This window comes from Acidovorax sp. sic0104, assembly GCF_019219095.1.
Taxonomy (GTDB): Bacteria; Pseudomonadota; Gammaproteobacteria; order Burkholderiales; family Burkholderiaceae_C; genus Acidovorax.
In genome coordinates, this window is the sequence record NZ_JAHUWH010000007.1 from 276,556 (window position 1) to 294,759 (window position 18,204).

An 18,204-nucleotide genomic window follows, 5' to 3' on the forward strand; every position below is an offset into this window, starting at 1 on the left:
CAATGGGAGTTGCGGCTTCGGGCAGTCGGCCACAGACTGTGGAATCTCTTTCAGTCAGCAAAGCACAGTCATGTCAGAAATCCCATCCAATGTCACGTACATCTCCATCGGTTCCAGACTGGCACAGGAGCGGCGGCGCCTTGGTCTGACGCAGGCTGAATTTGGTGGCCAGGCGGGGCTTGGCCGTTCGGTGATTGGGATGATCGAGACAGGCAGGACGCGCCTTGATCTGGGGGCGCTGCTGGTGTTGGAGTCAAAGGTTGGGGTTGATGTCGCCTTTGTGCTCACGGGCAGGCGTGCTGCAGTCGCCGCTGCCGACATGCTGGACTGGAGACTTGTCGAAGAGATACTGAATGCACTTGATCGTGCGGGTAAGCGGCTCGACATAGAACTTTCCCCGGCAGGGACAGCGCGGGCGCTGAGATCGCTTTACAGATTGGCCTCGCATGAGGGCCGTGTGAGTCAAGGGAATGTTGACGACTTCGTCCACCTTGGAGCCGGGCTGGCGGCATAGCCACCCCTCACCCTAGGCTGAGTCGTGGCGCATCGGCAACAAGGTCTCGACGGAGTTTGATTGGGCCCGACGGACTTTATTTGTTGGCGTCATCACTCCACCAATAGATTCGTTGCTGCTCGGCTGACTTGACTTGGTTTATATAAACCAATTAGACTAGCCATCACTCGCGGCATGCGCGAATCACAGGACGTCTGGTCGTGGCGAATGAATCTGGGAAAGGCTGCGAGACGTGCACCCTCGTGGACTGGCAACGAACACCTACCGGCCGAATCCGCCGAGGGTCTCCCGGGCGCTGCAAGGCGCCGGTCCCAGATATCGCGCCACTCCTCCCTATCAGCATCCCCGTGCCGCTGTTCTCCAGGCACGGCGTGTGGCCGGGGGATGGAGAGTCGTGCCCCGCTTACGCTCCCGCTTCGGCACCTGCTCGGATCTAGAGCGTACAAGTAGACGATTGCTAAAGCCAAGAAGGATTAACGATGGACGGGGCAGTGATTATTCAAGACCTGACGGGTGATTGGCCGGTCTACCCGGGTCATCCCCTTGTGCTGGCAGTTGCGATCATGAGGTTGTATGCGACCTTCGCAGACGCCAATGCGCCGACCGTTTACGGCTGGAGTGCTGCTCTCGGGGACAGTCGCATTCCAGGTGCTGGCGATCATGTCCGTGCAGCCGTGCGCACGCTTGAACTCGGAGCGCGCGGGGCGGACCTCGGCACGATGATTGAGCAAGCCACGAGGTACTGGGAGGATGGCCAGGCGGGCGGGCACACCAAGAATGTCCCTGCGGGAACGGCACAGGCGGCAAAGATTGAATGCCAGTTTCGCGCGATTGCTGGTCGGTGGTTCAACGGTTTGGCGATGGCCGAGTAGGAACGGCATCACCATGAAGTGCTGGAACACAGCTACTGCAGCGGATCGGGAAGCCCTCCAGGAGCTTCGCCAGGCGCATGCAATACTGGAAGCAGATGTACGGTTGATGTCAGGGCAAGAGGCTTTGTTCGGCGAGCGAGTGCTATTGAAGCTGGAGAGCGACATAAAAATGTTGATCCTGAGACGCTGCTACATTGCCTCGTGCTCGGGTTGTCCACGAATCGATTGAGTGAACATCATGTTGACCACCGTTCAGGCCGCACACGTGGCCGCTGTTTTCCCGGAAACCAAGGCGGACATGGCCCGCTACCTGGAAGGATCAGCCGAAGTAGTGATCTTCCACCAGACTGAGTGCGGAGGTGACGTGCCGCCGATCGCGATCGCAGTGGCGTCGGACCAATCATTCTGGATTGACTGCTGCCAAACAGTGGACGCGGCGCAAGCCCGCGCTGCGGCGCTCGGTCTGCGTGTTGTTGAACGTCGGATCAATGCCGGCGAGATGCCGCGCACAGATGAGGTGATATACAACCCCAGCTCTAGTCTGGGACGCCCCAGCTGACCGCCCCATGAACGCATTGTCCGAAGCTGAGTTTGCCGCGTTGAGGTTGCTCGTCGAAGGCGGGGGCTCGGTGATCGAATGGCGTGTACCGGAGACCAACGAAAGGGACCCAGTGTTCGGTACCCAGATACCCGGCCACACGACCTACCGTAGGCTCGAACGGCGCGGGCTTGTGTTCTACACGATCGAGGAGCCTTTTGACCTGCCTGGAGATCCTTTGAACGGTTTCTGCTTTACGAGGGAAATCTACATCGAGGATGCAGGCCGCGCAGCGCTCAAAGCTGGAGTCCACCAATGTTGACGAGGAGCAGTGATGAGTTGGGAATACACGCGCCGCAAGATCACCTGCGAAAAGTGTGGTCACTCGGGAATTCAGATCGATGGATCAGATGACTGGGGCAGGACCACTGTGGAGTGGGAGGGCTTTGCTAGATCGCAAACTCCCGAATACCTGGTCGCGCGAAAGCGTGAAGGACCTGAGCGGCCCCGTTGCGTTTGCGGGAGCACCGCCGTGCATCTTGGCGAGGTCATTCCGGAGTAGTGCTCGTCGCTGGGGGACGCCGCGCGCGGCGGGTTCCCGGCCTGGGCATGGCTTCGCGTGGGCCTGTTGTGGCCGTGTTGAATTGAAAGTGAGAACTCATGAAACTTACTCGGCAAACAACGCTTGTTGATTCCGCAAGCGGCCCAGCTGCGCGTGCGCTGGTCGGGAATCGTTCGCTCCTGCGGCGCGCGGCCATGCTGAGGCTGCAAGTGGCCGGAGCCCTCGGAGCGCTCATCTTCATGGGCTCGAACGCCCTGGCCATGTCAACGGCCGAGATCTGTACTTTTCGGGGACGCTTCGTGGAGTCGGCGGCGCTGATGCGTGACGCCGGTAAGCCACAGGCAGATGCGCTCGCCGAGGTCAAGAAGGCGTATCGCAAGGAGTTTCGGCGGGACGCCCCGAAGAGCGTGAGCGACTATGTCGCCGTGGCCTACGACGGGAAGGAGTTCAAGCCTGCTGAGCTTCGCCAACTGGTCGTGTCACTGTGTCTGCAGGAACTCAAGTAGTTGGCTGCGGGAGACGCTGCAGGGCCAGTGCGCCTATCGGCAATGTCGGCCGCGTTGCGTCCTGCTACCAAATCCGGAGAGCCACGATGGCCGTAGTTAAGAAGATCGCCCCCACCGGCAACACCAATAGCACACCACGCGCGAAGGTCTTCCTTGAGAAGCTTGCGCATGACAAAGGGAAGCGGCTCCTCGTCGATCTTGATAGGGAGGGCAATGCCGCGCTGATTGAATTGGTCGCCCGGGGTTATGGGGCTACCAATCGGGAAGTGGTGAACAAGGCATTGAAAGCTGCCTGTGAGGCAGGGAATCCGAAGGCGAAGAAGGCATCGACCAAATGACCGTCAACGCTATCAGCAGCCCCGCCGCGAACTCAGTGGCGCAATTCCTCGCGGCGATCGCGCGGGAGCAGTACCTTGAGGCCTATCCGCTGGAGTGGCACGCGCGCGATCCGGGTTGACAGACACCGTAGCATTTAGCAAACAGGAAGCGTTCGAGATGGCCAAACTGAGCACGGCTCAAGCGAAACTGGTGCAACAGATCCGGGATGGAGGACGTGTGTTCCTCGACCCCTCGTCGGGCCTGTTTCGCCTGCAACGCAATGGCGAAACAACGCCCATCGATCAGCGGCCAGTAGACGCCTTGAGGCTCCAGGGTGTTCTTACCCTGGACATGTCCGGGCTGTGCAGGTTGGCGGAGTCACCCCCAACAGAGTTGGCGGTCGAGTTCCGGCCCGACCAGGAAGTGCGCTGGGCCAAGGTAGTTCGCGGCAAGCAGGTAGGCTTAGGTGACGTGACCGTGGTACGCGCATCTGCCAAGCAGGTGCGTATCCGGACGCCGCAAGGCTTCGAACACAACGTGCGCCCAGGCGCCTTGAGCGCACTTCCAGGCCGAAGGCTTTTCGACGCATCGGAGCTGCTCACGAAATCTCGCCCCGGCGCCCCGCGCGGTGGCATGACGTAGCCCCCGGGGCCCAATGGTCCGGTGCCGAAACCGAGCCGGAAAGCGTGCCGTAAGGGGCGTTTTTCGGTCCCATTTCTGTCGGGAGCGGATCCGACAATTCACCCTGAGCGTTCTCCCGCTACGCGGCGTCTGCGTTGAGAAAGCGAGACCCTGGCGGCAGGCGGCAGGCGGCAGGCGGCAGGCGGCAGGCGGCAGGCGGCAGGGGCAGGGTCGGGCGTAGGGATGGCGGAAGTTTGGATACGGGGCTGCGAGAGCCTCGGGAAATCCGAACTTATCCACTGGGTGAGCTGAATGTCTACGAATGGAGGGCAGCATGACGCGTCGAGATCGAGAGAACCTGCGAAAGCTCGTCAGGAACAGTGTGTGGCTTCTGCCGGCTTCGGTCATCACGGCGGGGCTCGCCGCAGTGCTCCTGTTGCCGGCAATGCTGCTGAACTGGGCACTTTTCGGGGCCAGTTCCCAATCGCCCATCGATCCGGTCCACATCGGCCTAGCGTTCTCGTCGCTGCCCGGAATGGTCCTTGCGGTGGCCGTAGCGGCATCCGGTGGCTTCCTGGCGATCGCCTGCAACATGAGCATCAGAATCGCTGTGCAGACATCCCTGGCGGCGGTGGCGGTCGCGCTACTCGGGCATCCAGCCTTGCTCGCTTAGTGAGCAGCACCTCGGCACCTTTCCGCGCTAGCCACGCGTCCCAGCACAATCGGCGCTTCGCATGCCCACTTCCCCTAAACCGCCCAGAACGAGCAACACCGAATGTCCGACACCCGCAAAATCCAAGCGGGTTGGCCTCGGAGGGGGCCGGGGCGACCCCGAGGGAACTGCGCCCTCCCCGAACGAGTTACACGCGCCAGGGTCGCGGGGCAAGCCCGGGGCTGCAGCGCTGCAATCGGCAATCTCCCGAAAGGGGCGCGCCGCCCCACCGGCGTCCACGATTGCGGTTCGCAAGCGGCTCGACTCCGAGAAGTTCGGGATGTGCAATGCCTGTGGCCCTGATCTAGTGGTGGTCGGTGGGGCTACCGCGTCATGCCCCGCCGCAGCACCAGTTCTTGAGGTCAGAATGAAGGGGCTGGCGTTTCGACTTTGCGAGGGGTGTGCCAGCCGCCTTAAGTTGGCTTTGTAGAAAGCTGTATTCGCTCAACCGACACTACCTGAAGGACCGAACCCGTGTCTGACCTGAAATACCTGGATGGCATCGCTGAGGAGGCGTGGGAAGGAAAGTATGACCGCGTCGGCGCGCTTTCAACCGGTGAGAGGCTGTACGTCGCCCTGGCGTCCGGCAGGATGCGTGAGCTGGCTCCGGATGATTCGATTGCCTACGCAGTGAACCGTGTCGGCCCCGAATGGATGGCCCACATGTATGAGGTGTGGCGCGGCCGACGCCAGCCGGAGCAGTAGCGCGCGAGAACCGCTGTGGGCTTCAACGTTGATCGCGTCGCAGCGAGCGCGGATAGCCCCACATTAGTAGGCAATAGGGGATGGCGGGAGGGTAGGGCAATGCGGATTGTGTTTGAAAAAATCGGCGACTTCGAAGCGAAGCGGCTGGCATACGCTTGGTGCGAGGCGAACGGCATCTCGGTGGGGCAGACCAGCGCGATGGATCCATCGGGGCTGCTCTTTGGGGCGTACGACTGGATTGCGAAATGGCGCAACCTAACCAGTGTCGAGCGCGAGGCGCTGGACGGCCAGATGACAGGCGACCTGCGACATGGTCCTGTGGTGGTCTACCTGAAGGACGCGGCAGTCAAGCTCCACCTACCGGCCTTGATGAACGATCTGCCGCCAGCAGCGCAACACGTGGCTTAACGTGACAGCTTCCCTGCGGTAAGCTTGAAGTAGTCTTCGGCGCCCTGCGCCATTCTCCCGCTCTCCGTTAATGACACGCCTGTTTCGTCCTTCAACCATATCCGCGCTCGCCCTTACCTCAGTCTTGGCGGCGTGCACCGACAGTCGGCCTGCCGCTGATGCTTCCACGCCGGCCGTTCCGGCGTCGGCACCTGTGGCTTCGCCGGTACCAGTTGAGCCGCCGCCCCCACCTCACCGGGCAGTCGCCCCGGCGATGCGAAGCCTCGACGCTACGACTGGACAATTCGGCCATGATGCCGAGCGCATCGTGAACGCCCTCCAGGCCATGGCAATTACGAAAGGCAAGTATGAGTCGGATGCGAAGTATCTTTCGCGCATGAAAGAGCTGGAGTCCGAGCAGCTATATGACGAGTTGACTGTGGGTTCGCTGCTCGCGTTTAAGCCGGTGGACGTCAAATGGACATATGACGCGAACCAAGGCAAGTGGGAGTACATGGTGAGGGAGCATTCTGTGATGCCACCAAGTGACGCCATCGCCATTTCAAGCCGGAAGATAGGGAACGCTGACCAGTGGCGGGCAATTTTTCCGGGCCGCAACCTCGGCGAGTACGAGACCATCGCGATCGACACGACCCGGGCCTTCCACATCATTGGGGGCTTCCCGTCGCCGGCCGAGAAAGCGGCGCTACTTGAGAACAAGCTGGACGTGCTGGTGATAGGAAAGCTCGCCCCCCCGTACGTGAGAGGCGAGCAAGTGCTACCCGTCAAGCACTCGAACGATACCCGTGTGGATAACGTGCGATTGGTGACCGTGAGGATGCAGGAGGCGTGGGTAGTGAACCGGGTTTCCGGCGAGGTACTGGCCAAGTCCAAGCTCAGGGCACCGCGTTAGTCGGGCTCATGGCTGGAGGGCGCCATCGGACAGGCTAAATCGGTTCGTATTGCCGAAACGCGGCGGAACGGGGCGCCTTTCCGCTGGGGTTCTCGCTGCTTGGCTGGCGAGAATTCTCGAATGTCCACCGGCCTCATTCATCGCGCTGCCAATCTGATTCATATTTGCACGATAGGGGCATCCCTCTCGTTGGCAGTCGTAGCCTTGCTCAACGCCGCCTGGTTGAGCTTTCACGTCCCACTGACCGAGTCGGACTTCGCGCAGGCATCATGGCTCGGTTCGCCAGCATGGGCTCTACATCCCAGCACCTCGGTTCTCGGCGTGGCAGTCGCTGCGGGTGCGGTGCTGGTGGGCGTTGCGCTATGGGTGCGTCATCGACTGCTGACCCCACTCGCGGTCGCCCTGACAGCTGTAGCTGTGACTCAGTTCGGGATGTCAGAAGCGGCGGTTGCTCGCGTGGGACTGCTCGACGGCACAGTGCGCATTGGCTGCTTTGTTCCCGAGGCCCGGGAATGCCGCGAGATGTTGCGCCTGGAGGTCTCCGGAGCGCGCTCCAGATACCCGGATGCGGGGACACCGGCCGATCGCCGGGGGAACCTCAACGATACGTGGTACGACGCCCGCCTTGAAGCGGAGGTTCCAATGAGCGTGCGTGCTCTGATCCCCTACTACATCTATCCTGGCGCTGCGCTGATTCGCTCACTTGCACATCTTGGCAAGGCGGATGAGTTGCGGGGCGTAGTGGAAGCGCAGCGTGCACAGCTGCGTCGGATGCACGCAAATGCTGATTGACATGGTGTACATGTACACTAGAATTGCGGGATGGTTTTCTGCTTCTACGACCTAGTGCTGCCAGCACTGGAAGGGTCACTCAGTGCCATCGTTTGATTTCGCGAGAGTCGTCCAGCTACGGCCTTTCGATGAGGCAGACGATAAGTTTCAGGGGCCAGCAGTTGCGATGCGAGCAATGTTGGTGGGGCTGGGAGTGTCGGCCGTGTTCGGAATCGCATTCCTTGTCCTGCTTGCGATGCGGGACCAAGACGCCGCAATCGGCTGCGGTATCGCGGCTTGCGGCCTATATGCCTTGGCGGCAGGCCTGATGTTCCGCTACGGCATGCCGGGTGCCGGCAGGAACAGCCTGGTTCACTTGGTGCTGATGGTCGCGGTGATGGCAGCGGCCACGTAAGGATCGCCATGGGTAGAACGGTACTGACTGGCCCGAGGGCTGCAACGCGAGACGCGTCCTGGTACAGGCGCCCCAGTACCCATGGCAAGGACCTCGTGTACCACGTCGTTCGGGGCGACGTGCATGCCGGAGAGGGTGCTTGCGGGGTCCCGGTGGTGGCCACCCAAGGCTTCGCGCCGAGCCTGGACGCTACGGTTGCTGCTGAAGACGTGCGGCCAGAGTGGCGGTGCGGGCGCCCCGGTTGCCGTGCTAGATGGCCGACTTGGGCCGAACCGGAAGATCAACCTGTTAAGGAGTAGACGAGATGTCTTTGCGCAGTGCCGTCCTGACGGCCGTCTTCGTGGGTGTTGCCATCACCGTGTTTCCTTTCACTCTGGGCGTTCTGCAGCCACACTGGGCGGCACTCCAGGCCGACATCCGCGACTGCGTGGAGACCAGGCCCGCCGACCGCAAAATGGAGCAGCAGAAGAACTGCAAACCGCGCAGCCCCGCTGGAGTCCTGATCCCGGGTGTCCTATGAACGCGCATGCCGCAGGTGCAGGTATGCGGGAAGCAAAGGTGTACAGCCTCAAGCTGAGTAGTGCGCAGAATATGGCCTGCCAGCGTATGGAAGCTGTTTCGGGGCTTCCCCCGGTGTGCCTTGAGGACCTTGAGGCTGGGACGCTCACGCCCACCGAGTTCTGGCGCATGCAGCTCGTTACGATCCACGACATCAGTGTGGCTGTGCAGAACATCGATTTCCCAACCGAGGAACGCGCGTGAGTTTCACTCTTCAACGATCCGAGTTGCTGAGCTACGCAATGGCTTTTCGGCAGGCGATGCTCCAAGGGGCCTCCAGTTCGCGCATGTGCGCGGCTGTATCTGCCCCTCTTCGCGCCGCCTTGATCCGGCTTGGTGTCGAAGCGGTGCTCGTCGAGTCCGACCTGGACGAGTGCAACCACATCTTCCTGAAGCTCCTGGATGGCGAGATCCTCGACCCCACGGCGGACCAGTTCAACGAGGGCTCACGGGTGCAGTTGCCGGAGGTCTATCTGGGGCCGGGGGCCAGGATCCACACGGGCGCGCAACCTTGGGCCGGTGGTTTGGAGTGGGGGCCTTTCATGGAAGAAATCCAGCGCCTTGTGCCCTCCCTAGCACCCGACAAGGTCGGCCGCGCAGTCGGCCTCCTTTTGCGATCGTTCCCCGGGCGGCTGGAGCCTGCCCGCGCCCCCAACCAAGCTTCTCTCTGAGCCTTAAACCCATGACACGTATCGCACCACTGAACGGCAACGCCACCAGGCCATTGAGCGAGCACGCCCGGGAACGGCTACGCGACATCTCACACAAGCCAGTACCGAGCGTCGAACTGAATCCTGGGGTGGCGAATCGGCTGTTGCGAGAAGCCCTGGTCGAAACCGTGGAGCTGCCCAGTCCGTTTGCGACCCACAAAGGAAGGCTCGTCTCCCACCTCAAGATCACCGAGGCTGGACAACGTGTCCTCTCCGGTGCTTGAGTGGATTGGATCTTGATACATGGCGAGATACATTGGCGCGGTGCGCTTTGAGGACGGACTTCTTCTCCACTTCGTGTACGACGGCACGACGGACATCGCGCTTCCAAGGCTGTATGCCACTCAGGAAGCAGCGAGTGTTCGCCGACGCGCGGTTCACACTGCGCCGATAGGACGCAACGGGGTTGGGGAAGCCGTCGAAGTGATGCCCTTCGTCGAGCAGGGGAGCGACAAGGTAGAGTTCAGGTCCACCGCAGACCGCGCCCGGATGATGCTCACCGGCCCTCGTTCGTATGAGGAGCAGTTCGCGGTTGCGCGGGGCGGGTGGGACGGACACGGATAGGCGACAAAGCAGCGGAAGGCATCAGGTGCATATGGAACAAGCTATTGGAGAAAAGCGGTATCAGTTGTGCCGGATGGTGCTGATCAATGCCGGCACGAACAAGAACACCGCGAGCGGCCGAATCACCTCCATCGATCCACGGGGCGGGGCTGCGGTGCTTGGCGCGAATGGGGTGGGAAAGACCACCACATTGCGCCTGATGCCATTGTTCTTCGGCTACCTACCCAGCAAGCTGGTCGCAGGCTCCGGAGGAGCGACAGGGATGCTGAAGTTCCTGCTCCCCGACGACACCAGCGCGATTGCCTACGAGTACCGGCGCGGAGATACCTCTGATCTGCGACTCGCGGTGCTGCGCAGGCGCCAGGACGACGAGAACGCGCCGATGTACCGGATCTATCGCTGCGGTTTTGACGAGCGGCTGTTTGTGAAGGACGGATTCTTCCTGGCGGACCAGGAAGCGCAGGAACAGGCGAACACACTCGGAATCACTGGCACGCGGATGCTGACATCGGCCGACTATCGGGCGGTGATTCTGCGTACCTCGAACCCGGTCAAGGACAAGCGCCTTCGGGACTACCGGTTGGAGCATTCGTTCGGTCCGAACTCTCTGGACCTTCTAGACCGTTTGATGGGCGCGATGCTGGTAGACAAGGTAGACCTGGACGATATCGTGCAGGTCGCGGTCAGCCGCGTGCAATCGAACATAGGCCAGGCCGAGCATGGGAAGCTGCCGTTCAAGCAGAAGGCGGCCCAGATTGACGACTGGGTGTCGTTGCGACGGGCGTGTGAGGACGCGCTGGCCCAGTCGTCGAAGGTTGCGGATCAGAAGGTTGCGATTGAGGAGTACGCGGCGATTGAAAATCAACTGCGGGCATCTTGGTGGAATGTGAGCCACCTCAAATCACTCAAAGAGAAAGAGCAGCTGTTGGCCGGGAGCGAACTCCGCGACCTGAGAGCGGGCCATGGCGATCAATCCCTCCAGGATGAGCGCCAACGCAGCGCCCTGGAGGATGAGGTCAGGGACAGCAGCGAGGCAGCCAGGGCCGCGCGTGACCGCTGGTCCGATCTGAATGCGGAGCAAACGCGTTTCAGCAGCGAGGATGCCATCGGCTGGGAGGAGCGCATTCGCAATGAAGAGCAACTTCAGGCCCGGCACCAGCGTCTCACCCATCAGATTGAGCTGGCAACCTCCGCGCAAACCGATGTGCTGGCTGAAACCGAGAAGCTCAAAAAAGCAGCTGAATCCGAGACCCAGCAAGCGATCGCAGGCCTGCAGGCAGCGAAGGAAGAACCGCAGCTGGCGTACGACAGCGCGATCGAGGAGATAGCGAAGAAGGAAGCACCTGCGGTGCAGAGCGCTGAGCAAGCTGCAGATAGCGCGATTGGCGAGCTTCAGCAGGGCATGGAACCGCTTGCGAGGGCCCTCGGCGAGTGGGCGGCCAAGCAGCAGAACCCCCAGCCGGATCCCGCGCACAACGAGGCGCTGCGCGTGGCGAATGGCGCTCTGCAGGCAAACGCGATTGAACTCAACAAGTCCCAGACCGCGTTGGCAGCGGCGACTGCCTCGCAAGTCAGCGCGAAAGGGGCCTATGACGCTCGGGAGCTGCTGGTAAGGCAAGCCACTGCTAGACACGCAGATGCAGAGAGGGCGCTCGGCGAGGTGGAGGCGTTGGTCTCCCCTGCGCCTGGGTCACTGCTGTACACCCTGCGTCAACACCCCGATGAGAGTTGGAAGCGCAACCTCGCCAAAACCCTTGACGTTGGCCTGCTGTCGCGGGCCGATCTGGGCCCGGAGTTCATCGGGGAGGATGCACCGACGTTGTATGGCTGGGACATCCACTTGGAATCAGTTCGAACGCCCGATTGGGCCGACGATGGGGCCGCGCGCGCAGCCGTGGAGGCAGCGGGGGCCAAGGTCGCTGCTGCCAAGTCGCTGGTTGTCGCCACGTCAGCTGAACTGGGTGCCAAGTCGGATGCGCTCGCGGCTGCGACGGAGGCCGTGAAGATTGCCGAGGCGGAGAAATCGGTCCTGGAGGCACGGGCAATACCGCTGCTCGCCAACAAAGACAAGGCCGAGCTTGACATCCGAAACGCGACCAGCGCGGCACTTCGGGAGGCGCAAGAGCGGCTAATCCAGCTGAACAAGGACCTGGAGGAATCGAAGAGGGCGGTAGCGGACGCGCAGGAGGAGAAGACTGAGACACTCAATCGCATCCGCCGCGAGTTTCGAGCATTGCGCGAGGACGCAGCGACAGTGCGCAAGAGCGCGCTTGCACAGATCGATGCTTCTATTAAAACCGCCAGTTCCCTGCTCGAAGCCGAGCTTGCCGGCCTCGATAAACAATTGAATGACCGGCTCAACAAGGCGGGGGTGGACGTAGATTCGCTTGCAAAGGTGAAAGCGGACGCTGGCAAGCTTTGGGATGACCTTGTCCAAATCCAGAACCACAAGCCATTCGTTCAGTCGTGGAAAGACTTCCTAGCCCGGGGCGGAGCGGCAATGGTTGCCGAGGCAAAGACGGCCTCCGAACTTACCCAGGGGCTTGCAGCGAAGGCGCTTCAAAACTTCAATGCGCACGAGGAGGCGGTCCGGAAACGCAACCGTGAGTTCAATGCAGCCGTCGAGAAACTCGAAGCGCGGGTGTCGCGGTGCGAGACAGACGCTTCCAGCCTGGGTCACCTGCTGGAAAGCTTTGATGGAAAGCCAGCATACGTTGCGCCCACTGTGACGTTGGACGTCGGTGTGGATACGCTCAGGGGCACAGTTGACGAGCAGCGCACTGAGCTGGCCGAAAAAATGGCCGAGATACGAAATCGGCATACGCAGCTCTCAAGCAAACTGCGGTCGGGACACAAGGTGCTGACGAAGTTCGTCGAAGACTGGCTAAGCCAGGATCCTTCCCGTCTGGGGTCGGACATCGGGCAAGCCCTAGCACTGTGTCAATGTCACGGGCAGATCGGGGCTGAGATCGTGCGTCAGAACAATCTCGAACTGCGCACCATCTTTGCCAACATCGACGCTCTGCACACGGCGTTGCAGACCTTCAAGACAGAGGTGGGGCGTGTCAACAAGCAGATCCAGGAGGGTCTGAGTGCGGTCACTTGCTTTGAGCGCATCTCTGAGCTGAACCTCTGGATTGCGACAAACTTCGAGGAGCTCGGCTTCTACGCAAAGCTGCGAAAGATGACTGCGCTCATCCAAGACTACGCGGTGAGCGGGGCATACCTGAACGACCGGGAGCTGGCCCCGCGCGACATTGCGACTGCGCTGGGTGACTTTGCAAGCGTGGTCGGACGTGATGGTAGTCTCGAAATCAATCTTGGCGCGTACATCTCGATTGGGGGAAGTGTGCTGGACAATGGGACGTTGCGAGAGTTCAAGACGCAACGCGAATTGGAGGCGATTTCCAGCAACGGGCTCACTTCCATCGTGATGATCTGTTTGATGTGCGCTCTCGTGAACACGATGAGGGGGGAGGACCAAGTGTGGATTCCCTGGGTCACAGACGAGGTGGGGGACTTCGACCAGCAGAATCTTTTGGCCTTGATGCAGATGCTCAAGGACAACCGCATCGACATCGTTACGGCCTCGCCGTCGCTTGATCTGATGCAGCGCGGCGTGTTTGCGCGACGTTATCTCTTCGAGGATCGAGGACGAGTTCGGCTGTATCGGCAATCCGCTCCGCTCGTGCCTGCGAGCGCCAGCGCCGAGGTGCAGGTATGAACGGTCAGTGTACTCGGCTGTTGCTTGCGGGGGAGTACATCTGCGATGTGCGCTACCCCAACGAATTCGAGATTTTGCAGGACGAGCTTCAGCAGGAGCAGATCGACGGCTGGCTGGCCGGCATCAACATGCGGCTGGCGCGGCTCAATGAGACGGGAGCCTTCTTCATGGCCCCCTTGGTTGTCACGTCCGACGACCACGCGCGTCTGCGCAGAGAGCTGCTCGATTTCCGCGACGTCTATGGCCCCGCCATTGTGATGCTGGATCTCATCCGCCAAGCAGACTCCCTCGGGATCACGCTGTCCCCCGGCGAGTACATCCCGCTCTACGAGCTTGAGCAAGCAGTGGTCAATCAGGGCACGCTTGAAATGCTGCTTCGCACGAAGCTCGCAGTGATCAACGAAGGCAACCCGCGTAACTCGGTTCGGGAAAACCTGCGGCGCCTGCTGATGCATCTGGCCAAGGACGGGTACGTGTTTCTCGCTTCAAAGGAGACTGAGACTTATCGCGTCACGGGGAAAATCGAGCAGCTGTATGCGGTACTGCAGTTTCTCAGTGAGAACCGGGTGATACCTGACACCGACGTGGACGAATCAGAGATTGAGGATCCTGACCTGATTGACTTGGCCAACGCGGAAGAGGACGAGCCGTGAGCGAGCGCAGCGATCAGGTCGAAAAGCTCCTCGGCGTGCTGCACCGGCATTCCGAGCTGGTGTCCGAAGCCTTCGAGGGAGAGGTTTCTGGGGACACGCGGCAGCGGTCCAAGGCGATTGAGGCGTTGTTTGAGTCTGGTGCCTTCAAACCTTACGACGAAGACACCTATCGGCTCAATCCTCGGCTTCGTGAGTTCATCGCCGATCACTTGTCCAGCTACCACGCCTACCAGTCGCTGCGGGGAGTCACGGGCACCATGCGCCAGGCGCAGGCTCAATGGCGCGCGCTCTACAGGCTAAAGGAGCGGGGCTCGCGCCGAAACTTCGACACACTGCTGGCAGCTCTCGACGAGTCCATTGCAGAAATTTCATTTGCAATTCAGGCTAATCTGGCCATGCTCTACGTGCTGCTCGGATCACAGTTCGGGAACGTCGTGGGGCTTGCGGCGAAGATGGCGCAGAACGCCTACTACGCGGCCCAGGTTGCAGTGTTTCTTCGCGACATGGAGGCAATCCGCAGGTTCGTAGATCGGGTGCAGGATGAGGCGATCGCAGCGGGACTGCCGGACGTGCGCATCCTGATCTCGCGCAGGCTTGGTTCGCGCCTCCTTGGTTGGACGGGGCAGCTCAAGGATGCCCAAGCTGCCATCACCCGGCGCTTGTTCGACGCCAGGCGTATGGAGGCCCGGTTGAAGCAGCTGTCGAACTTCAGCTTGTGGCTCGATCGGAACAAGACAACGAAGGGTTGGGAGTTGGAAGGGGCCAACCTGGAAGCGGTGGACGTCGCATTGTGGCGGCCGGTGCGAGTGAAGGTGCGCCCCCAGCCCGACGTCGCGGACACCGATGTGGTGGTCGCTGACGGGTTGTCCCGAATCTTGGCGGCAATGCCGGCGCCGAAGCCAGAGCCCAAGGTCAAAGCCCCGCCTGTTCCCCAGCGCCGAATTGATGAAGATGACGACGGTGTGGTGGCTGAGGAAGAGTCCCTGCACGAACGTGCGCTTCGGGCTTTCGTTGCCGAGGCGTCCCAACCTGCCAGGGGGTCGATGTTGCTGGGGAGCTTCAAGCGCTCACGGCCCGAGCTAGATGCGCTCGACGATGGTGCGTGGCTGATGTACGCATACCTGCAGTTGCAGGGGACCGGCTTCGTGATCGATATCCTTGATGCGCCTGCTGGTAGGGGCTTTGTGCTCAACGAGCCCTTCAGCGACATCAGGGTACACAGGGCGCAGCCGTGAGCCTGTCCGCCACCGAACGTGGATTCCTGCAGCGGCTTGTCAGGACCACGCCCCCCTCGGTGGTACCAGGGAAGGCGGCGGTATTCTTCAGTGAGCACTATGGCCTCGGCCAACGCGCGGGCAGGGCGATCTTTTACACGGATGCCCACTACGCCCAGGCTGCGAAGATTCTCGCCTCGAATGGTCTGCCTCCCGAGTCCCTCGGTCCAGATGCCACGCGAGCCCAAGCCGCCCAGTTCGGCGGCATGTCAGAAAAATCCGGCACACGGCCGACGCACGAAGGTGAGATTGCCGTTATCGCGAGGGGGGGTTGCCGGTTGGGGCAGAGGCCATGGGAGAGTCCCACGGGGGCCTGCCTCATAGCCACTGTGGACACGCTGTTGCATGTTCACTGTGACGCGATCTGTGTGGTCGAGAACTGGGAGGCCATGAGGTCCCTGCACCTCTATCGCTGGCTCCGGGCGGATGACGCAAAGGTGCTCTATGTCTTTCGAGGCGACACGAAGTTCTCGCCTGGCCCAGTGAAGTCCTTTTTGTCCGGACGCACCGAGCCCTTGTGGGCCTTCGTGGATTTTGATCCAGCGGGGCTCGGCATCGCGAACGGGCTCCCTGGCGAACGCCTGGCGAGATTGGTTTTGCCGACTTGGGAGTGGTTGGCCAGCGCTGCTGACACGGTACGCGGCCGGGAGTTGTTCGGCCAGCAGGCCGCGCAGTGGTCTGCCACGCTTGACTCGGCGCGTCATCCGCTAGTTCGTGCGGCATGGACAGTGCTCAGTGACCTCCAAGCGGGGGTCACGCAAGAACGGATGTTGGGCGCTCCCGAGTAGCACCGCAGAACTCAGCCCTCGCGGGCACCTACTGCTTCAATGACACGCGCGCCTAGCTGGCGAGTGTTAAACGCGTTGCCTGCGCCGTTGAGCGTGCTGACGCCAAGCTTCTCCGCCAGCGCGCGCAGCACGGGCATCACGGGGGAACATGGATTTCCATCCTTCGATACCGTGATCGTGGTGGTTTCGTCCTGGCGGATGAGGTAGCCGTCGAAGCTAACCTCCTGCGCTTCGCCTGTGGGCTGGGCCCTCTCGAAAGCGATACCGGCTGAAGGCACCAGGTCCACCACGCTGGAGATTGCGTCCAGGAGCTGGTCCCCCCAGCTCGTGGATAGAGCGAAGGTTCGCCCTTCAGCCTGGAGCACCATGTTGTCCTGGATGAGATAGCCCGAGCCGGAGTGTCCGGAGCGCTCCAGGAGTTCCGCGCCCGAGAGCGTCCCCTCCGCTGAAAGAAATACGGTATCGCCTCTGCCAGGGAAAGCTGCGGATATCGATGCGACAGTGACGCCCGACCGCAGCGCCTCGGCAACCACCTCGAAGAGCACTCGCCGCCCTGGGATGTTCGAGTAGGTCCTCCGACCAATCGTGAGGTTGTATCGCGCGACATTGCGCTCCGATGACCGTGCAATGGCCTGCTGTGCCTCCTTTTCCCGAATGGCGACCTGGTACTGCGCTGCCTCGGGCAAGGGGATCACCTGTTGGATGTCGAGCAGCACGCGGCCGTCAAGCAGGTGCGGACGCATCTGCACACAGCGCAGATCCAGCCCCTGCTTGTTGAGCCAAAGGACTGTGGTGCTGACTTCTGTTCCAAATGAAGGCGCGGCCAGCACGATCCTGACATCCTCGTGAAGCGCCACGGGCTGGCCGTCGTCGCGATCCAGAAATTCGCGGATGGCCTGTTCGGCATCGGCTGTTGATCCGATGGACCCGAGATACCTGCGGTGCGCCTCCACGGCCTGCTCGAACCGCATGGCACTGATCATGGCGGCGTAGCGCACCGCCTGCAATTCCATGTGGGCGCCGCCGTCATCCCGCTTCAGTTCCACCACCACCAGCTTGGCGTCCTTGTCCAGGCAGAGGAGGTCGATGCGCCGGTTTGCGCCCACCCAGTCGCCAAACTCTTCGGCGAGCACCATGGTGTCCGCGCCCGGTGTGATCGCATGGATATGGGCCCGAAGCGCCTTCTGCAGGTTGTCCCGCTCGTAGAGCCCACGGCTGGAGAATGTTGTCGCAGGTATGGGCGAAAGGGTGTTGCTCTCGCTGATTTCGTAGAGTGCCATCTGGTGAGCGCGGTAAAGGACGGGTGAGCTGCACTATAAACTTGGGAGCACCGAGGGGGGCACCACATGGCCAGATCCAGCGTCAGAATCACGGGGGCAGTGCTTTGCCTCCTCCTGCCCTTTCAGGTGCGAGCCGAGGCGAGCGCATCCGAGGTCCTGGCGGTCCTCGAAAGCCTCTGCATGGTCACCAACGCTGATCTGGCGTCCGTCGAGCGCCTGGCGCTCGCCAGGAGTGGCACCAGGCTCAGTGACGCGCAGAACAACCAGGACCCAACGCTGCAGCGGCTGGGCGGGGCGAGCTTCATCGTGCCATACGGCAAGAGCAGCTACTTGGTCGGTGTGTCGGGCGCTGGGGGCTGCTCCGTGGTGCCGTTCCGCGCCAAGGCCGCCGATGTCCAGGCGCTGATTGAGCGCACGTTCCCCGTCGAAGCGCCGACGGTTGCGGACTCGGAAGGTCAGGTATCGACCATGTGGCGACTCAAGCGCCCTTCGCGTTTTCATGGTGGACTGATCGCGCTCAACGCGGCCAAGGGAACCGCTCGTTCGGACGGCGCGATGTCTGTGGGCTTCATCTCCGCTGAGGCCGGCAAGAGGTACCGCTGCAGCCAGCGGCCGGAGCCGGGATGCCGTTGAGCCGCGACACGTGTCGGGGTGTACTTGAACACTACAATCCTCCGTGACTTGCCGAGTGCGGCGTGCAGGTCAGGGTAGTACGCATCGGCCTACTTGCAAAGGAGCAATCCAGTGAAGATCAGAGTGGAAATCGAGGAGGCGGAGCTGGGGCGGCTGGAGCTGAGCCCAGACGATTTGGCCGCTGCA

At 61.6% G+C, this 18,204-nt stretch carries 24 protein-coding genes; 23 read left to right on the top strand and 1 reads right to left on the bottom strand.

Annotated elements, in window-relative coordinates; all coding sequences use genetic code 11:
- Positions 1 to 70: 70 nt before the first annotated feature.
- The 22 genes from KW835_RS14040 (at position 71) to KW835_RS14140 (ending at position 16,105) form a co-directional block, all read left to right on the top strand.
- Entirely contained in the window at positions 71 to 514 is a 444-nt protein-coding gene (locus tag KW835_RS14040; RefSeq protein ID WP_218383341.1) for a helix-turn-helix domain-containing protein, read from the top strand.
- Between the two features lie 479 nt (positions 515 to 993).
- The gene (locus KW835_RS14045) at positions 994 to 1,386 is read left to right on the top strand and encodes a hypothetical protein (protein ID WP_218383343.1); all 393 of its coding nucleotides are present in this window, start codon (positions 994 to 996) and stop codon (positions 1,384 to 1,386) included.
- Positions 1,387 to 1,624: 238 nt separating this feature from the next.
- Positions 1,625 to 1,945 (top strand): hypothetical protein, encoded by a 321-nt coding sequence (locus tag KW835_RS14050; protein ID WP_218383344.1) that lies wholly within the window; start codon positions 1,625 to 1,627, stop codon positions 1,943 to 1,945.
- A 7-nt stretch (positions 1,946 to 1,952) separates the two neighbouring features.
- Positions 1,953 to 2,246: a hypothetical protein gene (locus KW835_RS14055; protein WP_218383346.1), complete on the top strand. Its 294-nt coding sequence runs from the start codon at positions 1,953 to 1,955 to the stop codon at positions 2,244 to 2,246.
- A 338-nt stretch (positions 2,247 to 2,584) separates the two neighbouring features.
- Positions 2,585 to 2,992, top strand: coding sequence for a hypothetical protein (locus tag KW835_RS14060; protein ID WP_218383349.1), 408 nt, complete (start codon positions 2,585 to 2,587; stop codon positions 2,990 to 2,992).
- 86 nt (positions 2,993 to 3,078) lie between these two features.
- Positions 3,079 to 3,330 carry a hypothetical protein gene (locus tag KW835_RS14065; protein ID WP_218383350.1) on the top strand — a complete coding sequence of 84 codons (252 nt, stop codon included), beginning with the start codon at positions 3,079 to 3,081 and terminating at the stop codon, positions 3,328 to 3,330.
- Entirely contained in the window at positions 3,327 to 3,449 is a 123-nt protein-coding gene (locus tag KW835_RS26865; protein ID WP_255593529.1) for a hypothetical protein, read from the top strand. The genes KW835_RS14065 and KW835_RS26865 overlap by 4 nt, the downstream gene beginning before the upstream one ends.
- 38 nt (positions 3,450 to 3,487) lie before the next feature.
- Positions 3,488 to 3,952: a hypothetical protein gene (locus tag KW835_RS14070; RefSeq protein WP_218383356.1), complete on the top strand. Its 465-nt coding sequence runs from the start codon at positions 3,488 to 3,490 to the stop codon at positions 3,950 to 3,952.
- Positions 3,953 to 4,265: 313 nt separating this feature from the next.
- A complete protein-coding gene (locus tag KW835_RS14075) occupies positions 4,266 to 4,604 on the top strand; it encodes a hypothetical protein (protein ID WP_218383358.1) in 339 nt (112 codons plus the stop codon).
- A 513-nt stretch (positions 4,605 to 5,117) separates the two neighbouring features.
- The gene (locus tag KW835_RS14080) at positions 5,118 to 5,348 is read left to right on the top strand and encodes a hypothetical protein (RefSeq protein WP_218383360.1); all 231 of its coding nucleotides are present in this window, start codon (positions 5,118 to 5,120) and stop codon (positions 5,346 to 5,348) included.
- A gap of 99 nt (positions 5,349 to 5,447) precedes the next feature.
- Positions 5,448 to 5,756 carry a hypothetical protein gene (locus KW835_RS14085; RefSeq protein ID WP_218383361.1) on the top strand — a complete coding sequence of 103 codons (309 nt, stop codon included), beginning with the start codon at positions 5,448 to 5,450 and terminating at the stop codon, positions 5,754 to 5,756.
- A gap of 307 nt (positions 5,757 to 6,063) precedes the next feature.
- On the top strand, positions 6,064 to 6,648 hold the full coding sequence (locus KW835_RS14090) for a hypothetical protein (protein WP_218383363.1): 585 nt from the start codon (positions 6,064 to 6,066) through the stop codon (positions 6,646 to 6,648).
- Between the two features lie 120 nt (positions 6,649 to 6,768).
- On the top strand, positions 6,769 to 7,440 hold the full coding sequence (locus KW835_RS14095) for a hypothetical protein (RefSeq protein WP_218383365.1): 672 nt from the start codon (positions 6,769 to 6,771) through the stop codon (positions 7,438 to 7,440).
- A 202-nt stretch (positions 7,441 to 7,642) separates the two neighbouring features.
- A complete protein-coding gene (locus tag KW835_RS14100; protein WP_218383367.1) occupies positions 7,643 to 7,834 on the top strand; it encodes a hypothetical protein in 192 nt (63 codons plus the stop codon).
- 304 nt (positions 7,835 to 8,138) lie between these two features.
- The gene (locus KW835_RS14105) at positions 8,139 to 8,354 is read left to right on the top strand and encodes a hypothetical protein (RefSeq protein ID WP_218383368.1); all 216 of its coding nucleotides are present in this window, start codon (positions 8,139 to 8,141) and stop codon (positions 8,352 to 8,354) included.
- Positions 8,351 to 8,596, top strand: coding sequence for a hypothetical protein (locus tag KW835_RS14110; protein ID WP_218383370.1), 246 nt, complete (start codon positions 8,351 to 8,353; stop codon positions 8,594 to 8,596). The genes KW835_RS14105 and KW835_RS14110 overlap by 4 nt, the downstream gene beginning before the upstream one ends.
- Positions 8,593 to 9,063: a hypothetical protein gene (locus KW835_RS14115; RefSeq protein WP_218383371.1), complete on the top strand. Its 471-nt coding sequence runs from the start codon at positions 8,593 to 8,595 to the stop codon at positions 9,061 to 9,063. The genes KW835_RS14110 and KW835_RS14115 overlap by 4 nt, the downstream gene beginning before the upstream one ends.
- Before the next feature lie 11 nt (positions 9,064 to 9,074).
- Positions 9,075 to 9,326, top strand: coding sequence for a hypothetical protein (locus KW835_RS14120; protein ID WP_218383372.1), 252 nt, complete (start codon positions 9,075 to 9,077; stop codon positions 9,324 to 9,326).
- Positions 9,327 to 9,697: 371 nt separating this feature from the next.
- The gene (locus tag KW835_RS14125; RefSeq protein ID WP_218383373.1) at positions 9,698 to 13,390 is read left to right on the top strand and encodes an ATP-binding protein; all 3,693 of its coding nucleotides are present in this window, start codon (positions 9,698 to 9,700) and stop codon (positions 13,388 to 13,390) included.
- Between the two features lie 47 nt (positions 13,391 to 13,437).
- Complete coding sequence (locus tag KW835_RS14130) at positions 13,438 to 14,043, top strand: hypothetical protein (protein WP_218383374.1); 606 nt, start codon at positions 13,438 to 13,440, stop codon at positions 14,041 to 14,043.
- On the top strand, positions 14,040 to 15,278 hold the full coding sequence (locus tag KW835_RS14135) for a hypothetical protein (RefSeq protein ID WP_218383375.1): 1,239 nt from the start codon (positions 14,040 to 14,042) through the stop codon (positions 15,276 to 15,278). Before KW835_RS14130 ends, KW835_RS14135 begins: the two co-directional genes overlap by 4 nt.
- Before the next feature lie 368 nt (positions 15,279 to 15,646).
- Positions 15,647 to 16,105, top strand: a complete 459-nt coding sequence (locus KW835_RS14140; protein ID WP_218383376.1) for a hypothetical protein — start codon at positions 15,647 to 15,649, stop codon at positions 16,103 to 16,105.
- A gap of 11 nt (positions 16,106 to 16,116) precedes the next feature.
- On the opposite strand, the gene KW835_RS14145 is transcribed toward KW835_RS14140, so the two are convergent.
- On the bottom strand, positions 16,117 to 17,385 hold the full coding sequence (locus KW835_RS14145; RefSeq protein ID WP_218383377.1) for a hypothetical protein: 1,269 nt from the start codon (positions 17,383 to 17,385) through the stop codon (positions 16,117 to 16,119).
- A 66-nt stretch (positions 17,386 to 17,451) separates the two neighbouring features.
- Here KW835_RS14145 and KW835_RS14150 point away from each other — a divergent pair, with 66 nt between their 5' ends.
- Positions 17,452 to 18,018 (top strand): hypothetical protein, encoded by a 567-nt coding sequence (locus KW835_RS14150; protein ID WP_218383378.1) that lies wholly within the window; start codon positions 17,452 to 17,454, stop codon positions 18,016 to 18,018.
- Positions 18,019 to 18,204: the final 186 nt, after the last annotated feature.

Excerpts from the sequence above, each read along its gene's own strand:
- KW835_RS14050 (WP_218383344.1), top strand. The coding sequence starts at position 1,625 with ATGTTGACCACCGTTCAGGCCGCACACGTGGCCGCTGTTTTCCCGGAA.
- KW835_RS14125 (WP_218383373.1), top strand. The coding sequence starts at position 9,698 with ATGGAACAAGCTATTGGAGAAAAGCGGTATCAGTTGTGCCGGATGGTG.
- KW835_RS14095 (WP_218383365.1), top strand. The coding sequence starts at position 6,769 with ATGTCCACCGGCCTCATTCATCGCGCTGCCAATCTGATTCATATTTGC.
- KW835_RS14110 (WP_218383370.1), top strand. The coding sequence starts at position 8,351 with ATGAACGCGCATGCCGCAGGTGCAGGTATGCGGGAAGCAAAGGTGTAC.
- KW835_RS14150 (WP_218383378.1), top strand. The coding sequence starts at position 17,452 with ATGGCCAGATCCAGCGTCAGAATCACGGGGGCAGTGCTTTGCCTCCTC.
- KW835_RS14120 (WP_218383372.1), top strand. The coding sequence starts at position 9,075 with ATGACACGTATCGCACCACTGAACGGCAACGCCACCAGGCCATTGAGC.
- KW835_RS26865 (WP_255593529.1), top strand. The coding sequence starts at position 3,327 with ATGACCGTCAACGCTATCAGCAGCCCCGCCGCGAACTCAGTGGCGCAA.
- KW835_RS14145 (WP_218383377.1), bottom strand. The coding sequence starts at position 17,385 with ATGGCACTCTACGAAATCAGCGAGAGCAACACCCTTTCGCCCATACCT.
- KW835_RS14070 (WP_218383356.1), top strand. The coding sequence starts at position 3,488 with ATGGCCAAACTGAGCACGGCTCAAGCGAAACTGGTGCAACAGATCCGG.
- KW835_RS14060 (WP_218383349.1), top strand. The coding sequence starts at position 2,585 with ATGAAACTTACTCGGCAAACAACGCTTGTTGATTCCGCAAGCGGCCCA.
- KW835_RS14045 (WP_218383343.1), top strand. The coding sequence starts at position 994 with ATGGACGGGGCAGTGATTATTCAAGACCTGACGGGTGATTGGCCGGTC.
- KW835_RS14055 (WP_218383346.1), top strand. The coding sequence starts at position 1,953 with ATGAACGCATTGTCCGAAGCTGAGTTTGCCGCGTTGAGGTTGCTCGTC.
- KW835_RS14075 (WP_218383358.1), top strand. The coding sequence starts at position 4,266 with ATGACGCGTCGAGATCGAGAGAACCTGCGAAAGCTCGTCAGGAACAGT.
- KW835_RS14065 (WP_218383350.1), top strand. The coding sequence starts at position 3,079 with ATGGCCGTAGTTAAGAAGATCGCCCCCACCGGCAACACCAATAGCACA.
- KW835_RS14085 (WP_218383361.1), top strand. The coding sequence starts at position 5,448 with ATGCGGATTGTGTTTGAAAAAATCGGCGACTTCGAAGCGAAGCGGCTG.
- KW835_RS14040 (WP_218383341.1), top strand. The coding sequence starts at position 71 with ATGTCAGAAATCCCATCCAATGTCACGTACATCTCCATCGGTTCCAGA.
- KW835_RS14105 (WP_218383368.1), top strand. The coding sequence starts at position 8,139 with ATGTCTTTGCGCAGTGCCGTCCTGACGGCCGTCTTCGTGGGTGTTGCC.